This is a genomic window from Ralstonia sp. SA306 (assembly GCF_054792405.1).
Window position 1 is genome coordinate 2,689,526 of sequence record NZ_CP096451.1, and the last position, 22,805, is coordinate 2,712,330.

Consider the following 22,805-nt stretch of genomic DNA (forward strand, 5'->3'; position numbering starts at 1 on the left):
CGGCCTTTTTCATTGCATCACCATGAACGACGATCAACTGCTGCGGTACTCACGCCATATCCTGCTCGACGAAATCGGCATCGAGGGGCAGACGCGCCTGCTTGAGAGCCACGCGCTTGTCATCGGCATGGGCGGGCTGGGCGCTGCAGCCCTGCCTTATCTGGCGGCGGCGGGCGTGGGCACGCTCACTATCGTCGACGACGACTCGGTGGACTTGACCAACCTGCAGCGCCAGATCATCCACACAACGGAATCGGTCGGGCAACCGAAGGTGGCATCCGCGCAGGCGGCCATCGCTCGGCTGAACCCGGACGTGCGCGTGAATGCCGTGCAGCGCCGGCTCGATGCCGATGCAATCGGCGAGCTCCTCGATGGCGTGAGCGTGGTACTGGACTGCTCCGATAACTTCGGCACCCGCCAAGCCACCAACCTTGCCTGCGTGCGGGCTGGCGCGCCGCTGGTATCGGGCGCCGCCATCCGCTTTGATGGACAGATCAGCGTATTCGACAGCCGTGCCGGGGGCCCCTGCTACGCCTGCCTGTTCCCGCCCGACGAGCCTGCGCCCGATGTGGCGTGTGCAACGATGGGCGTGTTCTCGCCGATGGTGGGCATGGTGGGTACGGTGCAGGCCGCCGAGGCGCTCAAGCTGATCACCGGCATTGGCCGTTCGCTTGCCGGGCGTCTTCTGATGCTCGACGGTCTATCGATGGAATGGACGACGATGCGCATTGCGCGTGAGCCGTCATGCACCGTCTGTGGCGGCGCGCACTGAAGCGCCGGAACACGCGCAACAAAAAAAGGAGGCCAAGGCCTCCTTCTTTTTCGTCGGTTGACGAGGCTTACTCGCCCTCGGGCTCCATCTGCGATTGCAGATAGTTCTGAATGCCGACCTTGTCGATCAGCTCGAGCTGCGTTTCCAGCCAGTCGATGTGCTCTTCGGTGTCGTCCAGAATGTCGACCAAGATTTCGCGGCTCACGTAATCCTTGACCGATTCGCAGTAAGCGATGCCCTCGACCACGGTGCCGTGTGCGGCGCGCTCGAGCTTCAGGTCGCACTCGATGATCTCTTTCGTATCTTGGCCGATGAAGATCTTGCCCAGGTCCTGCAGGTTGGGCAGACCGTCGAGCATCAGGATGCGCTCGATCAAGCGATCGGCATGCTTCATCTCGCCGATCGACTCCTTGTACTCGTGGTCCCCGATGCGCTTGAGCCCCCAGTGGCCGTACATGCGCGCGTGGAGGAAATACTGGTTGATGGCAGTCAGCTCGTTCTTGAGCTGGGCGTTCAGATATTGGATGACCTTCTTATCGCCTTTCATTCTTGGGGCTCCAGCAAAGTGCAACTGCGGTGATGGACGCACGCGTCCGCTCAAGGCGAGCCCTGTGCCTGACCAGCAAGCAACACATGCCACCGAGGCTCAACGCCTGGGCGGCAATTCGCGGCGACAGGGAAAGACGGGAAATCAGGCAGCCAATGCACCGGGCACGAGGGCCTGATCATTGGCGACGGGCTCGTCGCGACGCTCGATTATGGCATGCGTGCTTGCGCGGCCCAAAATCTGGTCGACAGGGACACAGCTCACCGCTTCGGCGAGCACCTGCTTGGCGCAGTCCCGGCATTGTCCGCAGCACGTACCCACGCCGAGCGTTTCGGCGAGTTCGTCCATCGTCGACACGCCCAGACGGGCGGCGCCATGGATTTCGCGGTCGGTCACTTGGTTGCAAATGCAGACGTACACGGGGATTCCTCCGCAGCGCTCAGAACGCGCTGTAAAACCAGAATAACAGAGAATGGAAATGAGAACAATTCTTGTTCTACCCCATTCTGAGCGGAGGGTCATGCGGGTGCACGGGAGCCGTCTTTCCGGAGAAAACGTGCAATTTCAATCACTTAAAGAAGGGTTGGCCCCGGGAAGGCGATGCTCCGGTACGACACGCGGTTACAGCCGGCGCGTTGGAAATGCCTGAATCAGGCCCGCGCCAGCGCGCTCAGCGCCTCTTCGATTTCGGCCGGTTCGCACGCGTGCAGCAGGCGTTCGGCCTCGCGCATCAGACGTGGGCGGTCCGAGCGCAGGATCTGTTGCTTGACGCTCAGCAACTGCGACGGATGCATCGAGAATTCGGTGAGACCCATGCCCAGCAGCAGGCGTGTCATGGTGGCGTCCCCCGCCATCTCACCGCACACTGAAACCGGCGTGCCCGCCTGATGCGCTTCGCGAATGGTGCGCGCGATCAATTGCAGCACCGCTGGGTGCAGTGGGTCGTACAGATGCGCGACCGCGTTGTCGGCACGATCGATGGCGAGCGTGTACTGGATCAGGTCGTTTGTGCCGATCGAGAGGAAATCCAAGCGGCGCAGGAACACCGGCAGGATCAGCACGGCGGCCGGAATCTCGATCATGGCGCCGACCTTGATGGTCGGGTCGTAGGCCACGCCATCGGCGTCGAGCGAAGCCTTGGCGCGTGCCAGCAAATCGAGCGTCTGGTCGATTTCGCGGGCGTGCGCGAGCATCGGCACGAGAATCTTGATAGGCCCAAACGCAGACGCCCGCAACAGCGCGCGCAACTGCGTCAGGAACATCGCCGGTTCCGACAGCGACCAGCGGATCGCGCGCAAACCCAGCGCCGGATTGGGCGCAGTCTCGAACACGTCGTCGCGGATGTCCAACGGCTTGTCAGCCCCGATATCGATGGTGCGGATCGTAACGGGCAGGCCCATCATCGATTCGACGGCGGTGCGGTAAGCGCGGAACTGTTCCTCCTCGTCGGGCAACGCGCCACGACGGTTCATGAAGAGAAACTCGGAGCGGAACAGGCCCACGCCCACGGCACCGGCTTTGACGGCCGCGGCCGCATCTTCCGGCATTTCGATGTTCGCGTGCAGATCGATTTGCGTACCGTCGAGCGTGACGGTGGGCGTATGGCGCAGGCGTTCGAGACGCTTCTTCTGCAATTCGCCTTCGCTGCGGCGGTGGCGGTATTCCTCGAGGATGGACGCGCTCGGATCGACGATGACGATGCCGTTGTCTCCATCAATGACGACGATGTCGTCCTGGCGAATCAGCGTGCTCGCGTTATGCACCCCCACGGCCGCCGGAATGTCGAGGCTGCGCGCCACGATGGCGGTGTGCGAAGTGCGGCCGCCCAGATCGGTCACAAAGCCGGCGAAGGTCTGGCCACGGAACTGCAGCATATCGGCCGGCGCAATATCGTGCGCGACGACAATCATGCCGGCATCCGGATCACAGCCGACCGCCACCGGCGCGGGCGCCAACGCGGGCGCGCCGGCCAGCACCTTCAGAATGCGTTCGACCACCTGCTCGATGTCGGCCTTGCGCTCGCGCAAGTATTCGTCTTCGATTTCGCCGAACTGGCGGATCAGTTCTTCAAGTTGCGTTGTGAGCGCCCACTCTGCGTTGTAGCGTCGCTGGCGAATCAACGTCTCTGGCACCTGCGAGAGCAACGCGTCATCCAGAATCATCGCGTGCACATCGAGGAAGGCGCCCATCTCTTCGGGCACGTCGGTGGGCAGGTCGCGCTTGAGTGCGGCCAACTCGGCGCGCACGGTGGCGCGGGCACTGCGCAAACGCTCGACCTCGGCCTCAACCTTGTCTTCATCGACGAGGTAGTGCGACACGTCAAGCGCCGCACGCGCCAGCATGTGGGCGCGGCCAATGGAGATGCCGCGCGAGACCGGAATACCGTGCAGGGTAAAAGGCATAGACGCTGGCCGGAGCGGCGTTGAAGTGGAATGCGGCGGGCGGGTTATTCGCCTTCGCCGAAGCGATCGTTGATGAGCGCGACGAGACCATCCATGGCGTCGTGCTCGTCGGGCCCGTCGATCTCCAGAGTGACGGTGGAACCGATGCCCGCAGCCAGCATCATCACGCCCATGATGCTCTTGGCGTCGACCTGACGGCCGTTGCGCGACATCTTGATCTGGCTGTCGAACTTGCTGGCGAGCTGCGTGAGTTTGGCGGAGGCGCGAGCATGCAGCCCGAGCTTATTGATGATGGTGATATCCCTCTGCAGCATATTTGTCTGGATGATTGGCAACCTGGTTCTGAACGGCTGTCGAGCCGACCTGCAGTACGCCTTGCGCGCCGCCGGCCAGAGCCTTGGCGGCAAGTTGTTCGAGTTTTTCGGAGCGATAGCAGATGGCGCGCACGAGCATCGGCAGATTCACGCCGGCCAGCACGCGCACGCGGCCGGGATCGGCCAGGCGCGAGGCGATATTGGCAGGTGTGGCTCCGAAGATGTCGGTCAGCACCAGCGCGCCATTGGCCTCAATGAGTTCGGCAAGCTTGTCGCGCGCCTGAGCCAGCACGGCAGCCGGCTCGGCATCGGGCAGGACATCGATTGCGCCCAGCCGCTCGGGCGGACCGCAATAGACGTGTGCAGCGCAATCGCGCAGTGCGCTGGCCAGCGGCGCATGAGCGATGATCAGAATCCCTGCCATGATCGAAAAGCGAATGGGTATAACGCTGATTGTATCAGGGCCATTTGGCGCAATTGTGCGGCCGTGTACTGGTCCTCCCCCTTGTGGAGGACCCTCGGCGGAGGGGCCATGCCGCCATATCAGGCGGGCTTACGCGCCAATCCACTGCTCTTGCCTGCGGCGCGCTCCAGTGCATCGATGAACATTCCGGCCACGTTGAAGCCCGTCTGTTGCGTGATTTCCTGGAAGCACGTCGGGCTGGTGACGTTGACCTCGGTGAGGTAATCCCCAATGACGTCCAGGCCGACGAGCAGCAGGCCGCGTTGCCAGAGCACGGGTGCAAGTGCATGTGCGATCACCTGATCACGTTCGGACAGCGGTTGCGCCTTGCCCGTACCACCCGCCGCCAGATTGCCGCGGACCTCGCCGGCCATCGGCACGCGTGCCAGCGAATGCGGCACCGGCGAACCGCCGATCAGGAGAATGCGCTTGTCGCCCTCACGGATCGCAGGAATGTACTGCTGAGCCATGATCGTGCGCGCGCCGTTGTCGGTGAGCGATTCGATGACCGCCCCGAGGTTCATGCCATCCGGCCCCACGCGGAAGATGCCCGCGCCGCCCATGCCGTCGAGCGGCTTGAAGATGACGTCGCCCTGCTCGGCGTGGAATTCGCGCAGGCGCTTGGCATCGCGCGACACGACGGTCGGCACGGTGAATTCGCGGAACTGCGCGATGGCGAGCTTCTCCGAATGGTCACGAATCGCCTGCGGTTTGTTGAACACGCGCGCGCCCTGACGTTCGGCAATCTCCAGCAGCCACGTGCTGGTGACGTACTCCATGTCGAACGGCGGGTCCTTGCGCATCAGCACCGCGTCAAAGCCAGTGAGCGGCAGCAGGCGCGCATCACCGGCGCGATACCAGTCGTGCTCGTCGCCGGTCAGGGCGATCGGCGTGGCAACGGTTTCGACCACGTTGTTCGCCAGCGTGAGCTGTGACTGCAGGCACGTGTAGATGGCATAGCCGCGCGCTGCCGCCTCGCGCATCATCGCAAAGGTGGAATCCTTGTAAGTCTTGAACGTCGACAGCGGATCGACGATGAACAGGATGCGCATGGCGGCTCCTTCTGCAGCGGGGTACAGCCGATCAGATCAGCGGGTTCGGGTCGGTCTTCTCAAGCTCGAGCGAGGCAGCCAGCAGCGCCAAGCGCGCCACCACGCCGTACATATAGAAGCGGTTCGGCTCGCCGGCGCCCGGCTTGGCATGGCTGTCCGGCAGCGAATTCGACGCAAACGGCAGCGGCACGAAATGCATGCCCGGCGCGTTGAGATTCTCGTCCACGCCACGGCCCGTGTGAACCCGGTAGAAACCGCCCACCACATAGCGGTCGATCATGTAGACGACGGGCTCGGCCACAGCTTCGTTGATCTTCTCGAAGGTGTGCACGCCTTCCTGCACGATCACCTCGGAAACCTCCAGGCCTTCCTTGACCACGCTCATCTTGTTGCGCTCCTTCCGGTTGAGGCCCTTGACCTCGGAAGGATCGCGCACCGTCATCACGCCCATGCCATAGGTGCCGGCGTCGGCCTTGACCACCACATACGGGGTCTCATTCACGCCGTATTCCTTGTACTTCTTGGCGGTTTTCTTGAGCACCGTCTCCACTGCGTGGGCGAGTTCTTCCTCGCCGGCCCGCTCATGGAAATCCAGCCCGCTGCATTTGGTGAAGTACGGGTTGACCATCCACGGGTCGATGTCGATCAGCTTGGCGAACTTCTTGGCCACTTCGTCGTAGGCAGCAAAGTGGTTGGTCTTGCGACGCTGCGACCAGCCAGCATGAAGCGGCGGCAGCAGATATTGCTCGTTGATGTTCTCGAGGATGGGCGGCACGCCGGCTGACAGATCGTTGTTCAGCAGGATCGAGCACGGATCGAAGTCTTCCATGCCCAGCCGGCGGCCCTTGGTACCGATGCGCTTGAGCGGCTCGACCACCAGCCGTTGCCCATCAGGCAAGTCGATCGGCGTCGGCTCGGTGATGTCCTCTGAAAGCGATCCGAGGCGCACATTCAACCCGGCTTGGCGCATGATCTGCGACAGGCGCGCCACGTTCTGCAGATAGAACATATTGCGCGTGTGGCGCTCGGGGATCAGCAGGAGGTTCTTGGCGTCCGGGCAGATCTTTTCGATGGCGGCCATGGCGGCTTGCACGGCCAGGGGCAGCATCTCGGGCGCGAGGTTGTTGAAACCGCCCGGGAACAGGTTCGTGTCGACCGGCGCCAGCTTGAAGCCGGCGTTGCGCAAATCGACGGAACAGTAGAACGGCGGCGTGTGTTCCTGCCACTCCAGGCGGAACCAGCGTTCGATGGCGGGCGTGGCGTCAAGAATCTTCTGCTCGAGCTCGAGCAGCGGCCCGTTCAGCGCGGTGATCAAGTGCGGAACCATACCCTTCCTATTGATGTTATTTATCGCCCACTCCGATTGTAGAGGAACAGGCAATAGCTTGCAGACGACAGCGGGCTATCGATATGCGGTCAGGAAAGAGGATTCGCAAGAGGCGCAGTGCGGCAGTGCAGCAAGCCACACAAAAAACGGGCAAAAAAAAGCGCGGGGCTGCCGCGCTTGGGGAATAGCCTGACAGATACGGGGAGCGTTCTGCAGGTGGAGGAAACCACGTCTGCAATGTAAGCGTCCGCATAACGAGAGGCAATTGAAGGTTTTTTACATCGGACTTAAGGACGTCCAGCTCAGGGGCTGCGTAACAAAAAACCCGGCGCACAGCCGGGTCTTTTGCAGGATGAGGCGGACGATCAGTCTTCGTAGGCGGTTTCGCCGTGCGACGTGATGTCCAGACCCTCGCGCTCCTCTTCTTCCGGCACGCGCAGGCCGACAATGGCATCGACGATCTTGTACGAGACGAACGCCACCACCGCGGACCAGATGACCGTGGTCGCCACGCCCTGGAACTGGATCCACAGCTGGCCGCCGATCGAGTAATCGTCGGCAACCTTGTTGGCGACATAGTCGTAGATGCCGGTGCCGCCAAGGCTCGGTGCCGCGAACACGCCGGTCAGCAGCGCGCCGAGGATACCGCCCACGCCGTGCACACCGAACACGTCGAGCGTGTCGTCCATGCCCAGCATGCGCTTGAGGCCATTCACGCCCCACAGGCACAGCAGGCCGGCGATGATGCCGAGCGCAATCGAACCCATCGGGCCGACAAAGCCAGCAGCCGGCGTGATGGCCACCAGGCCAGCCACGGCACCGGATGCAGCACCCAGCATCGACGGCTTGCTCTTGCCGAACCACTCGCCGAAGCTCCACGACAGCACGGCTGCGGCGGTCGCCAGCAGCGTGTTGACGAAGGCCAGCGCGGCACTGCCGTTGGCTTCCAGGGCCGAACCGGCGTTGAAGCCGAACCAGCCGAACCACAGCAGCGAGGCACCGACCATCGTCAGCGTCAGGCTGTGCGGCTTGAGCGCCTCGCGGCCAAAACCGATGCGCTTGCCGAACAGGAAGGCACCCACCAGACCCGCCACGGCGGCGTTGATGTGCACCACGGTACCGCCGGCAAAGTCCAGCGCGCCCTTCTGGAACAGCCAGCCCGACTTAGCGGTCATCACCTCGGCCGCCTTGGCGTCGGTAAAGCCGTCCGGACCCGGCCAGAACCAGACCATGTGCGCGATCGGCAGGTAGCTGAAGGTGAACCACAGCACCACAAACAGCAGAACAGCCGAGAACTTCGCGCGTTCGGCGAAGGCGCCGATGATCAGCGCGCAGGTAATCGCCGCAAACGCACCCTGGAAGGCGAAGTACGCGTATTCCGGCACCACCACGCCCTTGCTGAAGGTGGCGGCAACCGAATCCGGCGTCAGGCCCTTGAGGAACAGACGATCCAGCCCGCCGAAGAACGCGTTGCCCTCGGTGAACGCGAAGCTGTAGCCGTAGACGGCCCACAGGATGATGATGAGCGAGAAGATGCCCATGCACTGCATCAGCACGGACAGCATGTTCTTCTTGCGCACCAGGCCGCCGTAGAACAGCGCCAGACCCGGCAGCGTCATCAGGATGACGAACGCGGTGGAGATCAGCAGCCACGCCGTGTCGCCCTTGTTGGGGACAGGTGTAGCGGCAGCCGGTGCAGCAGGCGCAGCAGCTGCGGCGGCCGGAGCTGCTGCAGCGGCGGGGGCTGCAGCCGGTGCAGCAGCGGCCGGCTCGGAAGCAGCGGCGGCTGCAACCGGCGCCGAAGCTTCAGCTGCCGGCTTGTCCTGTGCCACGGCCGGCGCCGACATCACGGCGCCCGCGAGCACGGCAACGACGGCCCCAGCCGTCAGGAATCGTGTGAACCAGGTTTTCATGTTTTGACCTCTTCCTTGGCGGATTGGGGCTTATAGGGCGTCGCCGCCGGTCTCACCGGTGCGGATGCGGATGACTTGTTCGACGTCGGCCACGAAGATCTTGCCGTCGCCAATCTTGCCGGTGCGCGCGGATTTTTCGATGGCCTCGACGGCGCGCTCGACCACGTCGTCGGGCACGGCCACTTCGATCTTTACTTTAGGCAGGAAGTCGACGATGTACTCCGCGCCGCGGTAAAGCTCGGTATGACCCTTCTGACGTCCGAAGCCTTTGACTTCCGTGACGGTAATGCCCGACACCCCCACTTCGGACAACGCCTCGCGGACCTCGTCGAGCTTGAACGGCTTGATGATGGCCATGATGAGTTTCATGCTGGTTCCTCCTCGGTCGGCGGCACCGGAGCGCCGCCGCGCATCGTTATTGGAAAGTCTTGGTGATCGACAGCAGGGCCGTGGCCTTGCCCATGTAGTTGCCGCGCGTGTTCGTATAGAACGCGCGCGAAGCGTTCGTATCGATGTAGGCCAGCGACGCCGCCCAGCCGTTGCCGAAGTCTTTCGTCACACCGACCTTCCAGTCGGCATACGAGGCGCGCACGGTCTGATGCGGCACTTGCTGGTAGCCGGCGTGCAGGTTCAGCGTCAGGCCCCAGAAGCCGGTATCGAAGTTGCCCGACAGATCGAAGTATTGGCTGTGATGCGAATCAGGCGTGCCGAACAGGTTCGAGAACGCGTGCGAATACTTAAAGGTGACCGGGCCGTAGCCGATCTGCGCATAGCCTTCGGTCGTGTGCGGACGCGTGAAACCGTCAGGATAGCTGCCCGGGTAGTAGTACTGGAGCACGCCCACGTCGATCGGCACATCCTTGACGATCTCGGTCTTGTAGCCGCCGTAGAAATCCATCTCGATCGGCGCGGAGACGTTCGAGTTCGAATCGCTCAACCAGCTGATCGACGAGTTCCAGTTACCGATGTAGAAGCCTTCGGGCAACACACCGCCCGGAATGGCGTAGTCAAAGCCGCCCTGGATGGCGGGCTTGTTGTTGGTCTGCATGATGCCGCGATAGCGGTATTGGCTGGCCAGCGTCACGTTGGCCGTAAGCGCGGCCGGTGCAGGCGCGGGTGCTGCGGCCGGTGCATCAGCCGCAGGTGCGGACTGCGCGATGGCAGATTGGCTCACACCGGCAACGGCACCGGTCAGGAGTACAAGGCTGGCTGCGTACGCAAACTTCTTCATAACGGCTCTCCCCCTTTAGAAAGTCGCAACGGCAATGGAAAAAAATCGCACCAGTTCTGCAACTGTCATGCCATGTTGATGTCGTCGGATTGGAGGGTGTCTTCGGTCACAGCGTCGCGCTGCGCCAGGGCGCAAAACCGCAGGAAATTGGGGACGGGTCTCTCCTGGCACCGCCTGCTGGCCGCCAACGCTTGCCGCAGGCGGATTCATGCACGGGGGCCTACACCGTCATGGCGCGATAAAAACCATGTGATAGAGTGATTTCAGCCCCATGCAATGGCTCGCACGGCCGGGTGCGGAAACTGTGAAGACCGATTCTGTCCCCGTTTGTATGGCGCCGCCAATGCCGCATCGCAGCGAGATTTGACGCAAGGTGTGCCGTTCAGAGCGCCCAGCCGGTACCATCGCGACCGGCAGCACCGAAACCACGCGCCAAGCACAGGCCTTCGCACCACGGCACAGCAATTTTCACGCACAGTTGCGGTGCATGCACCGGCTTGGCGCAGACAGCACGACCCACGGAGCAAACACATGAAACCGACCGATCTCTTTTCCGACTTTCAAAACCGCGTAAGCGAAGCCCTGCGTAACTCGCCGGCGGCTGATATCGAGAAGAACGTCCGCGCGATGATGACCCAGGGCTTCTCCAAGCTCGATCTGGTCACGCGTGAGGAATTCGACGTGCAATCGCAAGTGCTGGCGCGTACGCGTGCGCGTCTGGAAGAACTGGAAACGCGCGTGGCCGCGCTGGAAGCGCAACTCAAGTCAGCTACCCCGGCTGATCAGTAATCCGCCGCCGGGTGTTGCGCCTGGCGCGCATCTGCAAGGCTGCGGTGCCGGCCGCCGCACCCTTGCTGCGGCGCACAGCGAAAAGATCGATGCGCCGCCTTGTTGCGGCTGACGAACTGATCTAGAACGTCCTTAAGACGCGCGCGCACCGCGCTTGAGGAGAAGATCATGCAACATCGTCTCTACTTCCTGATGCCGGACGTCGTCAGCGCCCGGCGCGTGATGAACGACCTCCTGCTGGCGCGCATCACCGAGCGCCACATCCACTTCGTCTCCAAGCCCGGCATCGATCTCACCGGCCTGCACGAAGCCAACATCCTCCAGACTTCGGACATCGTCCACGCCACTCAGAATGGGCTGGTGATCGGCGGGGGTGCGGGCGTGCTGGCGGGCATCGTGGCAGCCATCTTCCCGATCATCGGCGAAGGGCCGCAGTGGGGCATGGTCGGCATTACCACCGTCGTTGGCGCGCTGTTTGGCGCCTGGGCCTCGAGCATGATCGGCAGCTCGGTGCCAAACAGCCGCCTGAAACCGTTCAAGCAGGCAGTGGAGGATGGGCAGATCCTGCTGATGGTCGATGTGCCGCGCTCGCGCGTGAAAGAGGTACGCGCGCTGCTGCAGAAGACGCATCCCGAAGGCCACTTCAGCGGCGAAGACACGGCCATGCCGGCCTTCCCCTGAGTTGATCTGCCGACAACGAAGCCGGAGCCCAGTGCTCCGGTTTTTTTTGCCCGTTTCTCATGCCGACGGCGATCGTCAAATTTGGATGCCGGTGAACATGGCGGCGCAACGCGGCTGGCACAGTGGAGGGTTCCGCAACCGCCACGCTCCGTCACGCCATGCACCGATGCCACGCCCACCGCCTTGCTCGTGAGTTCTCTCGGAGGGCCGCGCGATGAGCCTTGCTGTACTGCGTTCGCGCGCGCTCTCGGGGATCGATGCACCGGCCGTCTCGGTGGAGGTCCATCTGGCGAATGGCCTGCCTTCGTTCACCATCGTCGGTCTGCCCGACACCGAGGTGAAGGAGAGCAAGGATCGCGTAAGGGCGGCCATCCAAAACAGCCGCTTTGAATTTCCGGCACGGCGTATCACCGTTAACCTGGCGCCCGCGGATCTCCCGAAAGAATCGGGCCGGTTCGACTTGGCGATCGCGCTGGGAATCCTCGCCGCGAGCCGCCAGATTCCGCACACGCATCTGGACGCGCACGAGTTTGCGGGTGAGCTGTCGCTGTCCGGCGATCTGCGGCCGATTCGCGGTGCATTGGCGATGGCGTATGCGCTATCGCGCAACCCCGTACTGGCCGATGGCGACACACCGCTTGCCCGCGCCTTCGTGCTGCCCGCCGAGAACGCCGCCGAAGCCGCGCTCGTGAGCGGCACAAAAGTCCTCCCGGCACGCACGCTCATCGAGGTATGCGACCACTTGAGCGCGCCGGACCGCAAGCTCGCCGCCGCGCTGCCCGCGCCGGTCGACATGGACATCCGCTATCCCGACCTGGCGGACGTGCGCGGGCAGCCGCAAGCGCGGCGCGCGCTGGAAGTCGCCGCCGCCGGCGGTCATTCCATGCTGATGATCGGGCCGCCTGGCACCGGCAAGTCGATGCTCGCACAACGGTTTCCCGGCTTGCTGCCGGACATGAGCGATGACGAAGCGCTTTCTGCCGCCGCCGTGATGAGCCTGACCACGCGCGGCTTCGACGCGCGGCGCTGGAAGGTGCGGCCATTCCGTTCGCCACACCACACGGCGTCTGCAGTGGCGATGGTGGGCGGGGGTGTAAGAACCAAAAATGGTTGCAAGGCTCCACATTTCCATGCAGATTTACATGGATAAATGCAAGGAGATTGCTATAGATGGCCACAGGGTTCCGAATCAGTGAGTTCCCCAACGATGACCAATATTGGCGCGTCGACTGGATCGGAAAGGTTGCCCACAACCCTCATGTTGATAGCGAGCCCAAGGTCCACATATTGCTGAGTGCGCTTCACGATAACTATCGAGACCCGCTCAAGAACACTAGCCGTACAGGCAAGTGCTATGACGAGGCGTGGATCGGTGTCGGGCAGTTGCCGCTGGTCAGCGTAGGGTCAGTCTGGCATAGGCGAAAATTGCACTCCGTCATCAACGACGGCAACGCGGGCGGGCGCCTTGAAACACTCACGATTAACCCGACCAACCGCTTGCGAAACACGTTTGCAGGAAACGTGGAAGCTAATGGGCGATTGGTGAAGTGCATGCCTAAGGCCTACTACGAGGTCGGAGGCAATTTCAAGCATTTGGCCAACACCCCTCTCTGGGTGTATCCGGTGGAGCGGCAGTCATTCAAATTTGTGCTCATCCCCCCGGCGGAACTTCTACGGACCTACTATCTGTGCTCAAGCGACGTAGACCTCCACAACGAATGTGGTGAACCACCGCTCGAACTCGTCCAGCGTCATGCTCGCGGCGTCATCAGAGCCATAATCCCCGCGTTCTCCGACATTGGAGAACGTTGTACCTGAAACCGTGTGGGTCTTGCTCATGAACGTCCGGAAGGCCCGCTCGACATGTCCCCCATAGTTGGGCTGCCCCTTCGGGCGGTACTCAAGGATGATTCCATGCTCGTTACAAGCTCGCTCAAGCATGGAGCCGCGAAATTCCTTCGCGTTATCAACATGGATCTTCCTCATCCGTCCCCATATTGGCCAGGGTGTGCTTAGTTCGCATTTTGCGAGCCACATATCCTTCTTGAGGATCGCGCGCGCGATACAAAGCCCAGCTGAAAGAGCGCCCGGCGGGTCGAGCGTGACGTAAAACCCAGCGATCATTCGCGAGTAGACATCAATTGCGATCGTCAGATAGGGGCGACCGATCGGCAGCCTATGCGTATCGTCAACCAGGATCAAATCGACTGGTGTGTGGTCGATTTGCACCACAGCGAGCGGGAAATCTGCACCTGGGAACTCGCCTCTGATCGGTTGGAATCGCTCGCGCGCGGCCTTGTGGCCGAGTCGCTTAGACATGAGCAACTTCTCGGAAAGCAGAGCGATGCGATTGCGCACTGTGTTTGGATGGGGCTCGGCAAGATTCTGCTCCCGGCAGCGCCGCGCAACTTCAAGGCACGTTTCGCTAACAGGTCGCCGCTGTTTCGTGAGATGGAATGTGTTGATGACCTCGTCGATCAGCTTTTCGATCTCTGGCGCTAAACGCCGGCTACCCTTGTCTTGCCGCCCGCTGCGCAACAAGGCCGAAACTCGGCCTGTCTCCTCATATCGCTGGATCCACCGATAGATCGTAGCCGGGTTCCGGCCAGCCGCATCTGCCACTGCGCGGACTGCTTCCGCTGATCGGCTCGAACCAGCTTCGAGCAGTGGAAGAATCATCTCGTACCTCGTCCATGCCTCCCGCCAGTCCTCGTCCTCAACGAGCATCAGATCCTGGCGCACAAACGTCTGCTCGACTGCTGCAGGTACAAGCTCGCCAATCGGCGCGAGATTAGTCTCGCCAGTTGCTGCGTCGCGAACAACGGCCTGCCCTAGATTGGCCAGGTCCAGAACAATATGGTCTCGATTGTGCCAACGCACCGGCACACCTGGAATCAGTCGCCCACGTGCCGGCATGTAAGGCCCCCCTTCGTCCAGATGCGCGACCGCATGGTAATGGGCTCGGATAAATCACAGCCGATCTCAAAGTTTGCGATCAAGTTCCACAGGCTAGGCAGAGCTTCAGCACGCTTCCATACGTCTGGGAACAATGACGTGATCAACGCTTCTGGATCCGACTCGCGCAAATCCGCGAGCTTGTCCAGCATCCGCATTTTGTCGTTGACGCTACCCGGCGCCGCCAAATAACCCGCCAAGAACCGGACGTTGGCCAAATATGGCGTACGTATCTCATTCTCGGTAAAAACTCGAAAATCCCACCCTCGCTCGGAGGCATAGCGCTTCGCAACCCTGAACTTCGTAAGCAACGATCTCCAGTTCGCTCGGAAGTCTGCCCTGTACTTCACTTCACATAAAACGTGGCGCATATCCCTAGCCGGCTCGATGTCCCGCCGATACTCGATCAAGCCGTCCGGGGTGTATCTGGATCGGCGGCCATCGTGATCCAGATAGCGGATAGTCAAAGGCTGCGGGGAGTAGGTGAGGATATTTTTGTCGAAGCGAATCAGCTCCATGAAGTCTCGCTCCAGGGATGATTCGTACTGCCCTAGATTGGGCACGGTGCCCGTCATGCAACGAGAACTCAGGCCAATGCGGCGGACGGGAGAGGGATTCTGGATGCTCATTCGCGTCTAACCATGTAAGGTTGGCCGATTCTCGCACTTAGCGTTGGAATTTACAGGGGGCAACACGCCAAGACCGGGCGAAATCTCGCTGGCGCATCAGGGGGTGCTCTTCCTTGACGAACTTCCAGAGTTCGAGCGCCGCGTGCTCGAAGTCCTGCGTGAGCCATTGGAGACGGGCCACATCACCATCTCACGCGCCGCGCATCAGACAGACTTCCCTGCCAGCTTCCAACTGATTGCCGCAATGAACCCGTGTCCGTGCGGCTATCGCGGGCATCCGTTGCGGGCGTGCCGCTGCACGCCGGATCAAGTGGAGCGATACCAGGCGCGCATTTCGGGGCCGCTGCTGGATCGCATCGACGTGCAGATCGAAGTGCCGACGCCATCGCAGGAAGAGTTGCTCGACGGGCCGCCTGGTGAACCGACGCTCAACGTAGCCGAGCGGGTTTCTGCTGCACACGCGCGACAACTTGCACGGCAAGGCAAACGCAACGCCTTGCTGGGTGGTCATGAAATCGATCTGCATTGCAGCCGCACCGATGCAGCCGATGGCTTGCTGCGCCACGCGATGACGCGCTTCTCGTGGTCCGCCCGCGCCTATGCGCGCGTGCTCAAGCTCGCCCGCACGATTGCTGACCTGGCAGGCGACGAGCAGATCGATGCAGCACATGTGGGCGAGGCAATTCAGTATCGACGCGGGGTGAAGGCGGATTAGCTTCCATCCACGCGCTGCGCCTTCAACCCACTTGGCGAGTCGCCCTGGGGGCGGCGTGTGAAACTCAGGCAGTCTGCCGCTTCACGAAAAACAGCGCTGCGCCGATGCTCATCAGCATGCCGCCGAAGAAGCGGCTCTGCCAACGCAGCGCACGCGGATTGCGGAACAGCCGCTGCGCCCGCGAGGCCAGCAGCGCATAACCGTGCATGACGATCAAGTCGACGAACACCATCGTCGCCGCCAGGATGCCGAGCTGCGAGAGCAGCGGCTTGGCCGGATCGATGAACTGTGGCAGCACGGCCACCATGAACAGGATGCCCTTTGGGTTCGTCAGATTGGTCAGCAACCCGACTAGGAAGCGGCGACGCGCACCGCTGCCCGACACCTTCACGGGCTCGCTCTCAGCCGGCTTGGCGATCTGAATGGGTGTGCGCCATTGCACGATGCCGAGGTAGATCAGGTACATCGCACCGACGATCTTGATGGCCGTAAAGGCGTGCTCCGACGCGATCAGCAACGCGCCCAGACCGGCACCCGCAATGAACAGGATCACGACAATGCCCAGTTCCAGCCCCGCAATCGTGACCGACGTGCGGCGCACGCCATGCGTCAGGCCGTGGCTCATGCAAAGGATGGCGCCCGACCCCGGCGAGATGGCGATCACCCAGGCAGCCAAAAAGAAGGCCAGCCAGACTTGCAACGTCATGATGGTTCCCCGTGATGTGGTGAGTTGTGTTGCGGTAAAGCGGAAGACGGCGATTGTGCACCGGCTGCGGCCAGTGCGCTCGGGCCTGATTAGGGCCTAGTACGGATGGAAGCTGGAGAGAAACTGGTCGACCTGCTCCTGCTGGCGGACATCGCGTGCGGCATCACCCGATTCCAGCACGACGGCTTGATACGCGCGCTTGCCCGTCGCGACCACGCGCGCGGTCAGCCGGCGCGGCGCGGGATCGTCCCCGCCCGCCCCCTGGGCGATCAATTCCACCGCCGGCAATGACAAAGGCGGCTGTGCGGCGGTCTGCACGGCGATGTCTCGTTCGGTCACACGGCCCTTCAGATTGGCGGACAAGCCATTGCGCAGCGCCTCCACCGCGCGCTGGCGCCAGACCGGATCATCCTCGGGCAGTTCCACCACACCGATGGCGAACAGCGTGCCGTCAACGCTGGCGGCCTGCATCGTCATCGGCATGCGTTGGCCGTTGATGGCGATGGGCCTGGCTTCTGCGGTGGGCTTGGCGGGGTAATCCACGGCGTAGGCGCCCTCGTTGGAATGGACCGTGCGCCAGTCGTATTTGGGGGAGCAGGCCATCAGCAGCGCACACGCCACCGCACCCAACCCGATCCGCCGGCCTGCCGTTGCTGTGACTGCCACATGGCCTCCTGTAGGTTTTCTGTCCGTTTTCGAGCCGCCTATTATCGGACAGAGATGCCCGCCCTTCGCTCGCCAAGGACCGCGCCATGCCAATCCCCTCCGTCACCCTGCGTGCCTTGCGCGCCGACATCACCACGCTGGACTGCGACGCCATCGTCAATGCGGCGAACAGCTCGCTGCTCGGCGGAGGCGGCGTGGACGGCGCTATCCATCGCGCGGCGGGGCCGGAACTGCTGGAGGCATGCCGCGCGCTCCACGGCTGCCGCACCGGTGAGGCCAAGCTCACGCCCGGTTTTCGACTACCCGCCCGCTACGTCATCCACACCGTCGGGCCGATCTGGCGCGGCGGCCGGCAAGACGAGGCTGGGTTGCTGGCCGCGTGTTACCGAAACAGTCTGGAACTGGCGCGCAAGCACGACGTTCGCAGCATCGCATTCCCATGCATCAGCACCGGCGTGTACGGCTTCCCGCCCCAATTGGCTGCGCCGATTGCCGTACGTGCCGCGCGAGAACACGGCGCCGGCCTGGACACGATCAGCTTTTGCTGCTTTTCCCCCACAGACCTGGCCTTGTATGAAGCCGCCCTCGCCAATGAAAAGTGACGCAAAAATCCCATCGTGGACGGATTGTCGCGGCCGACATGCGGCGCTGGCACGGCGGGCCTACAATGGAGCTTGATTTTCCTTCCGGACCCGTTGCCGCCATGGCCTCGACCCTGACTTCCTCCGCAACCTCACCGCTAGCTACCGCCACGTCCGGCGGCCGCCGTTGGTTGCTCCCCTTGATCGTGCTGGTGCTGGCAGTGGCCGGCTGGTTCGGCTGGCGAGCGTTCTCGCCGTCGCAGCAGGTGCCCGCCGCCACCTTCACGTTGCTGGATGGGAAAAAGCTCTCGACGCAAGACCTGAAGGGCAAGGTCTATCTCGTCAACTTCTGGGCCACGAGCTGCGCCACGTGCATCAAGGAAATGCCCAACATGATCCAGACGTACAACAAGTACAAGGGCGAAGGCCTGGAATACGTGGCCGTGGCGATGAACTACGACGCGCCAATGTACGTGATGAACTTCAGCCAGACGCGTCAGTTGCCCTTCAAGGTTGCAATGGACGCCGACGGCTCGGCCGCCAAGGCCTTCGGCGACGTGCAGCTCACGCCGACCACGTTCCTGGTCGACCGCGACGGCCGCATCCTCAAGCGCTACGTGGGCGAACCGGAATGGTCGTCGTTCGACGCGCTGCTCAAGCAGACGCTGGGCAAGCAGGCCTGAGCGGTCCGCGCCTCCCCGCAGTTCAAACGAAACGCCCGGTCAACGCCGGGCGTTTTTGTTTCTGGGCGACGCACGTTCCACACTAGGTTCACGCGGGCCTGTTGCAATGGCGGTCCGTCAATCCTAGGTTCGATGGAGTTTGCATGGCCAATCACTACTGCATGTTCAAGGGCAAGCTGAAATTCGGCGTGCCCTATCTGGAGGGCTACAACGGCAATCCGCATTACGCGATCGTGGTGGAAGCGCCGGATGGTTCGGAGTTCGTGGTGCTCGCCAACGTGAAATCCGACTCCAGCATGCCGGGCGCGGGTGCCGCCGGTTATCACGTGCTGTATCAGTGGACGGCCGATCTGCAGTTGCCGATCACCGCCGACCTGACTGCGCTGGCCCCCGGGCTGCACGAGAGCGGTTTCCCGCGTCTGGACTACGTGCGCGACGCCGGGCTGGTCGACTTTCCGAACATGCGGCCGATCGCGCTGGATACCGAGACCGAGCACAACGACATCAACGCGCTCGTTGACGACATGCTCAACCTCGACCGCACCGCCACGCCGATCGACTACGTCTACCACGGCAGCTCCGGCGACGACGACCGCAAAGGCTGGCCGCCGCGCACCGACGTGATGGTTTACGGCTTCGGCTTCCTGTTCGAGCCGCAGCACAACGGCCTGCACGAAACCCACATGAACCAGGGCAACCCGGTCGTGCATACACCGGGGGTGAAGGACCATTCGCGCGAGAACGGCACACAGCAGGACGGTGCTGTCATTGTGGAAATCGACGGCAAGTTTCAGGCATTGCTGATCGCATTCCAAACCCAGCGGATTCCGACGGACGACCGTGGATACCCGGTGGCGGATGCCCATCCAATTCTGGGTTGAGCACGAAAAGAAAACGCCCGGTCGATGCCGGGCGTTGTTGCGTGCGGGCATGCCAAGTCAAAGGCCGTATCGCTTGATCTTGTCATACAGCGTCGCACGGCCAACCTGCAGAATATCCGCCGCCTGGTGCACCGAGCCGCCCGTGCGCGCCAAGGTTTCCGCAATAACCGTGCGCTCGTAGCGTTCGACGCGCTCCTTGAGCGGCATGCCGTCTTCCGATGCATCCGGCACGACCGGCGTGCGGCCGACGCCAAGCACAAGACGATCGGCCGCGTTGCGCAGTTCGCGCACGTTGCCGGGCCAGTTCGATTGCATCAGCTCGTGGCGCTGGCGCTCAGCCAGCATCGGCAGCGGGCGTTGATAGCGCACGGCGGCCTCAAGCAGGAAATGTTCGAACAGCGGGATGATGTCTTCGCGGCGTTCACGCAGCGGCGGCAGGTCAATGACGACAACGTTCAGGCGATAGTACAGATCGCGCCGGAAACCACCCGCCTCAATCAGCGCTTCCATATCGCCCTTGGCGGCCGCAACGATGCGCACGTCGATGCGCACCGAAGCATTCGAGCCAAGCCGCTCCAGCGCGCCCTCCTGCAGCACGCGCAGCAGCTTGACCTGCAGCGCGATCGGCATGCTCTCGATCTCGTCGAGGAACAGCGTACCGCCCGAGGCATGTTCGAGCTTGCCGATGCGCCGCTTGCCCGCGCCGGTGAAGGCACCGGCTTCGTGGCCGAACATCTCGCTCTCGAAAATCTGTTCAGGCACGGCGCCGCAGTTCAGCGCGATGAACGGCTTGTCGTGACGCGGCGAGAGCATGTGCAGACTGCGCGCGACCAGCTCCTTGCCCGTGCCGGTCTCGCCGTTGATGAGCACCGGCGCATCGGTGGTCGCAACGTTCTCGATCAGCGCGCGCACTGCGCCCATCGCAGGCGAGCGCCCGATGATGCGCGTGCCTGCCGCCGGGCCGGCCAGTTCACGGCGCAGCGCGCGGTTTTCCAGCTCAAGCGCGCGACGCTCGACGGCACGGCGCACGGTTTCGGTCAGGCGCTCGGCGGGAAATGGCTTCTCGATGAAATCGAATGCGCCTTCGCGCATCGCCTGCACGGCCATCGTGATGTCGCCGTGGCCCGTGACGAGCACCACGGGAATCCCCGTGCCAAACGACTGGCAGTGCGCGAGCACGTCCAGGCCGCTTGCGCCCGGCAAGCGCAGGTCGCTCACGACCACGCCGGGGAAGTTCGCGTCGATCTTGCCGACGGCTTCTTCGGCGCTGCCGAACGCCTGCACGTTGAAGCCGGCAAGTTCCAGGCTCTGCGCGGTGGCCTGGCGCACAGGCGGGTCGTCTTCGATGAAGAGAACGTTCAAGCCTTCGGACATGGTTCGTATCTGTGTAGAAATCGGATCAGGTGGACGCCACGGAGGTGACGTCGGCGCGTACCAGTGTCAGCGTAAATTGCGCACCGCCACCCGGCATGTTCGCAGCCGACAGCGAGCCGCCAAAGTCGCGCGCGATGCTGGTGGAGATCGCCAGCCCAAGGCCGAGCCCCTGGCCGATCTCCTTGGTGGTGAAGAACGGCTCGAACAGGTGCGGCATGGCGTCTGGCGGAATGCCAGGGCCGTTGTCGCGCACGGCAATGGTCAGTTGATTCGATTGCGCCGGCGCCCCCTCGGGGGGCCCGATGCTGATGTCGATGCGTCCGGCGCAGGCGGGTTCATTGGCGTTGATCGCATCGAGCGCGTTGCCAATCAGATTGATCAGCACTTGCTCCAGCTTCAGTTCATCCGCGCGAACGACGGCATCTGCTTCGGGGATATGCCAGTGCAGTTCGAGTGCCACGTCGCCCAGGCGCGGACGCAGCAGCGCGAGCGTGTGATCGAGCGCCACGCGCACCTGCACATCCACCACCTTGCGCCGGGAGCGGCCCGCGAACAGCTTGAGCTGCGCGGTGATCTTGCCCATGCGCTCGGTCAGGTCGGCAATCGCCTGCAGGTTGTCCGTGGCGGCGCCGTGCTGGCCGCGTTCAAGCAGGATGCGCGTGTTGTCTGAGAACGTGCGCAGCGCGGCCAGCGGCTGGTTGAGTTCGTGCGTAATGCCTGCGGCCATCTGGCCCAGCGCAGCGAGCTTGCTGGCCTGCACGAGTTCGTCCTGTGTGGCGCGCAACTCGGCCTCGGCGCGCGTGCGGTCGACGATCTCGTGTTGCAGTTGTTCGTTGGTGGCCATCAGGTCGGCCGTGCGGTCTTCGACGCGGCGTTCGAGCTGGTCATACGCGGCTTCGAGCAGGCGGCGGCTGCGCAGCATCTCCATCATGCGCAGGCGGCGCTGGCGCCAGTAGAACAGCAGCAGGCAGGCAAACGCAAAGGCAAACGCCGCCGCCACGGTGGCGCTGCGGGCGGCGCTCATCACAGGGTCCACCGGTGTGAGGTACATCAGCGTCCAGTCAGGCTCGACGAGGTCACGCGAAACCTGCAGATAGCGCGTAGCGTTCGTGCGCTCGCCAACGCGAATCAGTTCTGCACCTTCCGGCAACCGTCCGGTCAATCGCAGGAAGGCAGGTGCCTCAGGCTGCAACGGCAGTGGCGTGATCTGCTTGCGGTAATACTGGCGCGTCGCCTCCAACTGCGCCTGCAGCTTGGAGGTGAGCGGCTCCACTGTGCGGTACTGCCACGCGGGCACGGACGACAGGAAAATCACACCGTTCTCGTCCGCCACCATCACGGGTTCCGACGCGTCGTGGCTGGCACGGCCGAACCATTCGAGGTTCAGCTTGACGACCGTCACGCCGATCACGCGACCGTCCTGCATGACAGGCTGCGAGATGTAATAGCCGGGCTCTTCGCGCGTGATGCCAATGCCGTAAAAGCGCCCGACGTGGCCTTCCGCCGCCTGCTGGAAATACGGCCGGAACAGATATTCAGCACCAACGAAGCTGTCGGGCTGGTTGTAGTTGGATGCGGCCAGTGCCTTGCCGTTGGGGGCGATCACATACGTAGCAGTGGCGTGAGCGCGATCGTTGACTTCGCGCAGATAGCGGTTCGCGCGGTCAACGTTGGCAGGCGTCGGATTGGAGAGCAGATCGTGGATGAACGGATGCAACGCCACCAGCGCCGGCAGGTATTCGTAGCGGTCGAGCGTGCTCTTGAGGTTGGCGGCATAGCGATCGACCCGCCCCCCGGCTGCCTGCTGGGCCTGCGTGAGCCCCCGGTTCCACGCCACCACAAACGTGGTCGCGCACACCACGGCCATCACCACCACGAGCCCGAGCGCCACCAGCCACCAGAAGCCGCGTCGCGAGCCGGAAGCGCTGCTCAAAGAGAAATCGGGATCGGACATCGGCTGGAGGTCGGCGGCAGAGAGTGTTGCCGTGCCTTCCAACGCCGTGCCCGAAGTCGGCATGTCGCCGAGATGCTTCACGAGGTGCATGCCAAAAAAGAAGCGGGGCCGTCTGGAAGGACAGGCCCCGCAATCATACGCTTTGCGCTTTCAAGCGCCGGCGCCCGCAG

The 22,805-nt window shown here is 62.9% G+C and carries 22 protein-coding genes and 2 pseudogenes; 8 read left to right on the forward strand and 16 right to left on the reverse strand.

The window, feature by feature from the left end; all coding sequences use genetic code 11:
• The first annotated feature begins 22 nt into the window (after positions 1-22).
• Positions 23-772 (forward strand): HesA/MoeB/ThiF family protein, encoded by a 750-nt coding sequence (locus M1D44_RS12845; RefSeq protein WP_316852789.1) that lies wholly within the window; start codon positions 23-25, stop codon positions 770-772.
• A gap of 67 nt (positions 773-839) precedes the next feature.
• Here M1D44_RS12845 and bfr read toward each other — a convergent pair whose 3' ends face one another.
• The 10 genes from bfr to M1D44_RS12895 all read right to left on the reverse strand — a co-directional run bounded on the left by bfr (position 840) and on the right by M1D44_RS12895 (position 10,021).
• Complete coding sequence (bfr, locus tag M1D44_RS12850) at positions 840-1,319, reverse strand: bacterioferritin (RefSeq protein ID WP_004637092.1); 480 nt, start codon at positions 1,317-1,319, stop codon at positions 840-842.
• A 144-nt stretch (positions 1,320-1,463) separates the two neighbouring features.
• Positions 1,464-1,739, reverse strand: a complete 276-nt coding sequence (locus M1D44_RS12855; protein WP_024976763.1) for a (2Fe-2S)-binding protein — start codon at positions 1,737-1,739, stop codon at positions 1,464-1,466.
• Between the two features lie 230 nt (positions 1,740-1,969).
• Entirely contained in the window at positions 1,970-3,721 is a 1,752-nt protein-coding gene (gene ptsP / locus M1D44_RS12860; protein WP_024976764.1) for a phosphoenolpyruvate--protein phosphotransferase, read from the reverse strand.
• Between the two features lie 44 nt (positions 3,722-3,765).
• Positions 3,766-4,035: an HPr family phosphocarrier protein gene (locus tag M1D44_RS12865; protein ID WP_004637085.1), complete on the reverse strand. Its 270-nt coding sequence runs from the start codon at positions 4,033-4,035 to the stop codon at positions 3,766-3,768.
• Positions 4,004-4,459: a PTS sugar transporter subunit IIA gene (locus M1D44_RS12870; RefSeq protein ID WP_024976765.1), complete on the reverse strand. Its 456-nt coding sequence runs from the start codon at positions 4,457-4,459 to the stop codon at positions 4,004-4,006. Before M1D44_RS12870 ends, M1D44_RS12865 begins: the two co-directional genes overlap by 32 nt.
• A 119-nt stretch (positions 4,460-4,578) precedes the next feature.
• Positions 4,579-5,550, reverse strand: a complete 972-nt coding sequence (gene gshB / locus M1D44_RS12875; RefSeq protein ID WP_024976766.1) for a glutathione synthase — start codon at positions 5,548-5,550, stop codon at positions 4,579-4,581.
• Between the two features lie 31 nt (positions 5,551-5,581).
• Positions 5,582-6,877 (reverse strand): glutamate--cysteine ligase, encoded by a 1,296-nt coding sequence (gene gshA, locus M1D44_RS12880; RefSeq protein ID WP_024976767.1) that lies wholly within the window; start codon positions 6,875-6,877, stop codon positions 5,582-5,584.
• Between the two features lie 365 nt (positions 6,878-7,242).
• Entirely contained in the window at positions 7,243-8,790 is a 1,548-nt protein-coding gene (locus M1D44_RS12885; RefSeq protein ID WP_024976768.1) for an ammonium transporter, read from the reverse strand.
• 30 nt (positions 8,791-8,820) lie between these two features.
• A complete protein-coding gene (locus M1D44_RS12890; RefSeq protein ID WP_004637070.1) occupies positions 8,821-9,159 on the reverse strand; it encodes a P-II family nitrogen regulator in 339 nt (112 codons plus the stop codon).
• Between the two features lie 46 nt (positions 9,160-9,205).
• On the reverse strand, positions 9,206-10,021 hold the full coding sequence (locus tag M1D44_RS12895) for a TorF family putative porin (RefSeq protein WP_024976769.1): 816 nt from the start codon (positions 10,019-10,021) through the stop codon (positions 9,206-9,208).
• A gap of 531 nt (positions 10,022-10,552) precedes the next feature.
• Between M1D44_RS12895 and M1D44_RS12900 the strand changes: the two genes are divergently transcribed.
• The 3 genes and pseudogenes from M1D44_RS12900 to M1D44_RS12910 form a co-directional block, all read left to right on the forward strand.
• A complete protein-coding gene (locus M1D44_RS12900; RefSeq protein WP_024976770.1) occupies positions 10,553-10,810 on the forward strand; it encodes an accessory factor UbiK family protein in 258 nt (85 codons plus the stop codon).
• A gap of 168 nt (positions 10,811-10,978) precedes the next feature.
• Positions 10,979-11,491, forward strand: a complete 513-nt coding sequence (locus M1D44_RS12905) for a hypothetical protein (protein WP_024976771.1) — start codon at positions 10,979-10,981, stop codon at positions 11,489-11,491.
• 214 nt (positions 11,492-11,705) lie between these two features.
• Positions 11,706-12,602, forward strand: a pseudogene (locus M1D44_RS12910) (YifB family Mg chelatase-like AAA ATPase); the annotation flags it as partial.
• A 581-nt stretch (positions 12,603-13,183) separates the two neighbouring features.
• On the opposite strand, the gene M1D44_RS12915 reads toward M1D44_RS12910, so the two are convergent.
• A complete protein-coding gene (locus M1D44_RS12915) occupies positions 13,184-14,407 on the reverse strand; it encodes a helix-turn-helix domain-containing protein (protein ID WP_439004507.1) in 1,224 nt (407 codons plus the stop codon).
• The gene (locus M1D44_RS12920) at positions 14,386-14,964 is read right to left on the reverse strand and encodes a TnsA endonuclease N-terminal domain-containing protein (protein ID WP_316852792.1); all 579 of its coding nucleotides are present in this window, start codon (positions 14,962-14,964) and stop codon (positions 14,386-14,388) included. The genes M1D44_RS12915 and M1D44_RS12920 overlap by 22 nt, the downstream gene beginning before the upstream one ends.
• Positions 14,965-15,115: 151 nt before the next feature.
• Here M1D44_RS12920 and M1D44_RS12925 point away from each other — a divergent pair.
• Positions 15,116-15,790: pseudogene (locus M1D44_RS12925) on the forward strand (ATP-binding protein); the annotation flags it as partial.
• A 64-nt stretch (positions 15,791-15,854) separates the two neighbouring features.
• Here the strand turns inward: M1D44_RS12925 and M1D44_RS12930 are convergent.
• Both M1D44_RS12930 and M1D44_RS12935 read right to left on the reverse strand, forming a co-directional pair.
• On the reverse strand, positions 15,855-16,496 hold the full coding sequence (locus M1D44_RS12930; protein WP_024976773.1) for a LysE family transporter: 642 nt from the start codon (positions 16,494-16,496) through the stop codon (positions 15,855-15,857).
• Positions 16,497-16,592: 96 nt separating this feature from the next.
• Positions 16,593-17,162, reverse strand: coding sequence for a hypothetical protein (locus M1D44_RS12935; protein ID WP_316852793.1), 570 nt, complete (start codon positions 17,160-17,162; stop codon positions 16,593-16,595).
• A gap of 86 nt (positions 17,163-17,248) precedes the next feature.
• On the opposite strand from M1D44_RS12935, the gene M1D44_RS12940 reads away from it, so the two are divergent.
• The 3 genes from M1D44_RS12940 (at position 17,249) to M1D44_RS12950 (ending at position 19,307) form a co-directional block, all read left to right on the forward strand.
• The gene (locus M1D44_RS12940; RefSeq protein ID WP_024976775.1) at positions 17,249-17,764 is read left to right on the forward strand and encodes an O-acetyl-ADP-ribose deacetylase; all 516 of its coding nucleotides are present in this window, start codon (positions 17,249-17,251) and stop codon (positions 17,762-17,764) included.
• Between the two features lie 101 nt (positions 17,765-17,865).
• The gene (locus M1D44_RS12945) at positions 17,866-18,426 is read left to right on the forward strand and encodes a TlpA family protein disulfide reductase (RefSeq protein WP_112186093.1); all 561 of its coding nucleotides are present in this window, start codon (positions 17,866-17,868) and stop codon (positions 18,424-18,426) included.
• A gap of 143 nt (positions 18,427-18,569) precedes the next feature.
• The gene (locus M1D44_RS12950; protein WP_316852794.1) at positions 18,570-19,307 is read left to right on the forward strand and encodes a DUF2278 family protein; all 738 of its coding nucleotides are present in this window, start codon (positions 18,570-18,572) and stop codon (positions 19,305-19,307) included.
• A gap of 57 nt (positions 19,308-19,364) precedes the next feature.
• Here the strand turns inward: M1D44_RS12950 and M1D44_RS12955 are convergent, their stop codons facing one another.
• Positions 19,365-20,681: a sigma-54-dependent transcriptional regulator gene (locus M1D44_RS12955; protein ID WP_232041799.1), complete on the reverse strand. Its 1,317-nt coding sequence runs from the start codon at positions 20,679-20,681 to the stop codon at positions 19,365-19,367.
• A gap of 25 nt (positions 20,682-20,706) precedes the next feature.
• Positions 20,707-22,725, reverse strand: coding sequence for a sensor histidine kinase (locus M1D44_RS12960; protein ID WP_316852795.1), 2,019 nt, complete (start codon positions 22,723-22,725; stop codon positions 20,707-20,709).
• Between the last annotated feature and the right edge of the window lie 80 nt (positions 22,726-22,805).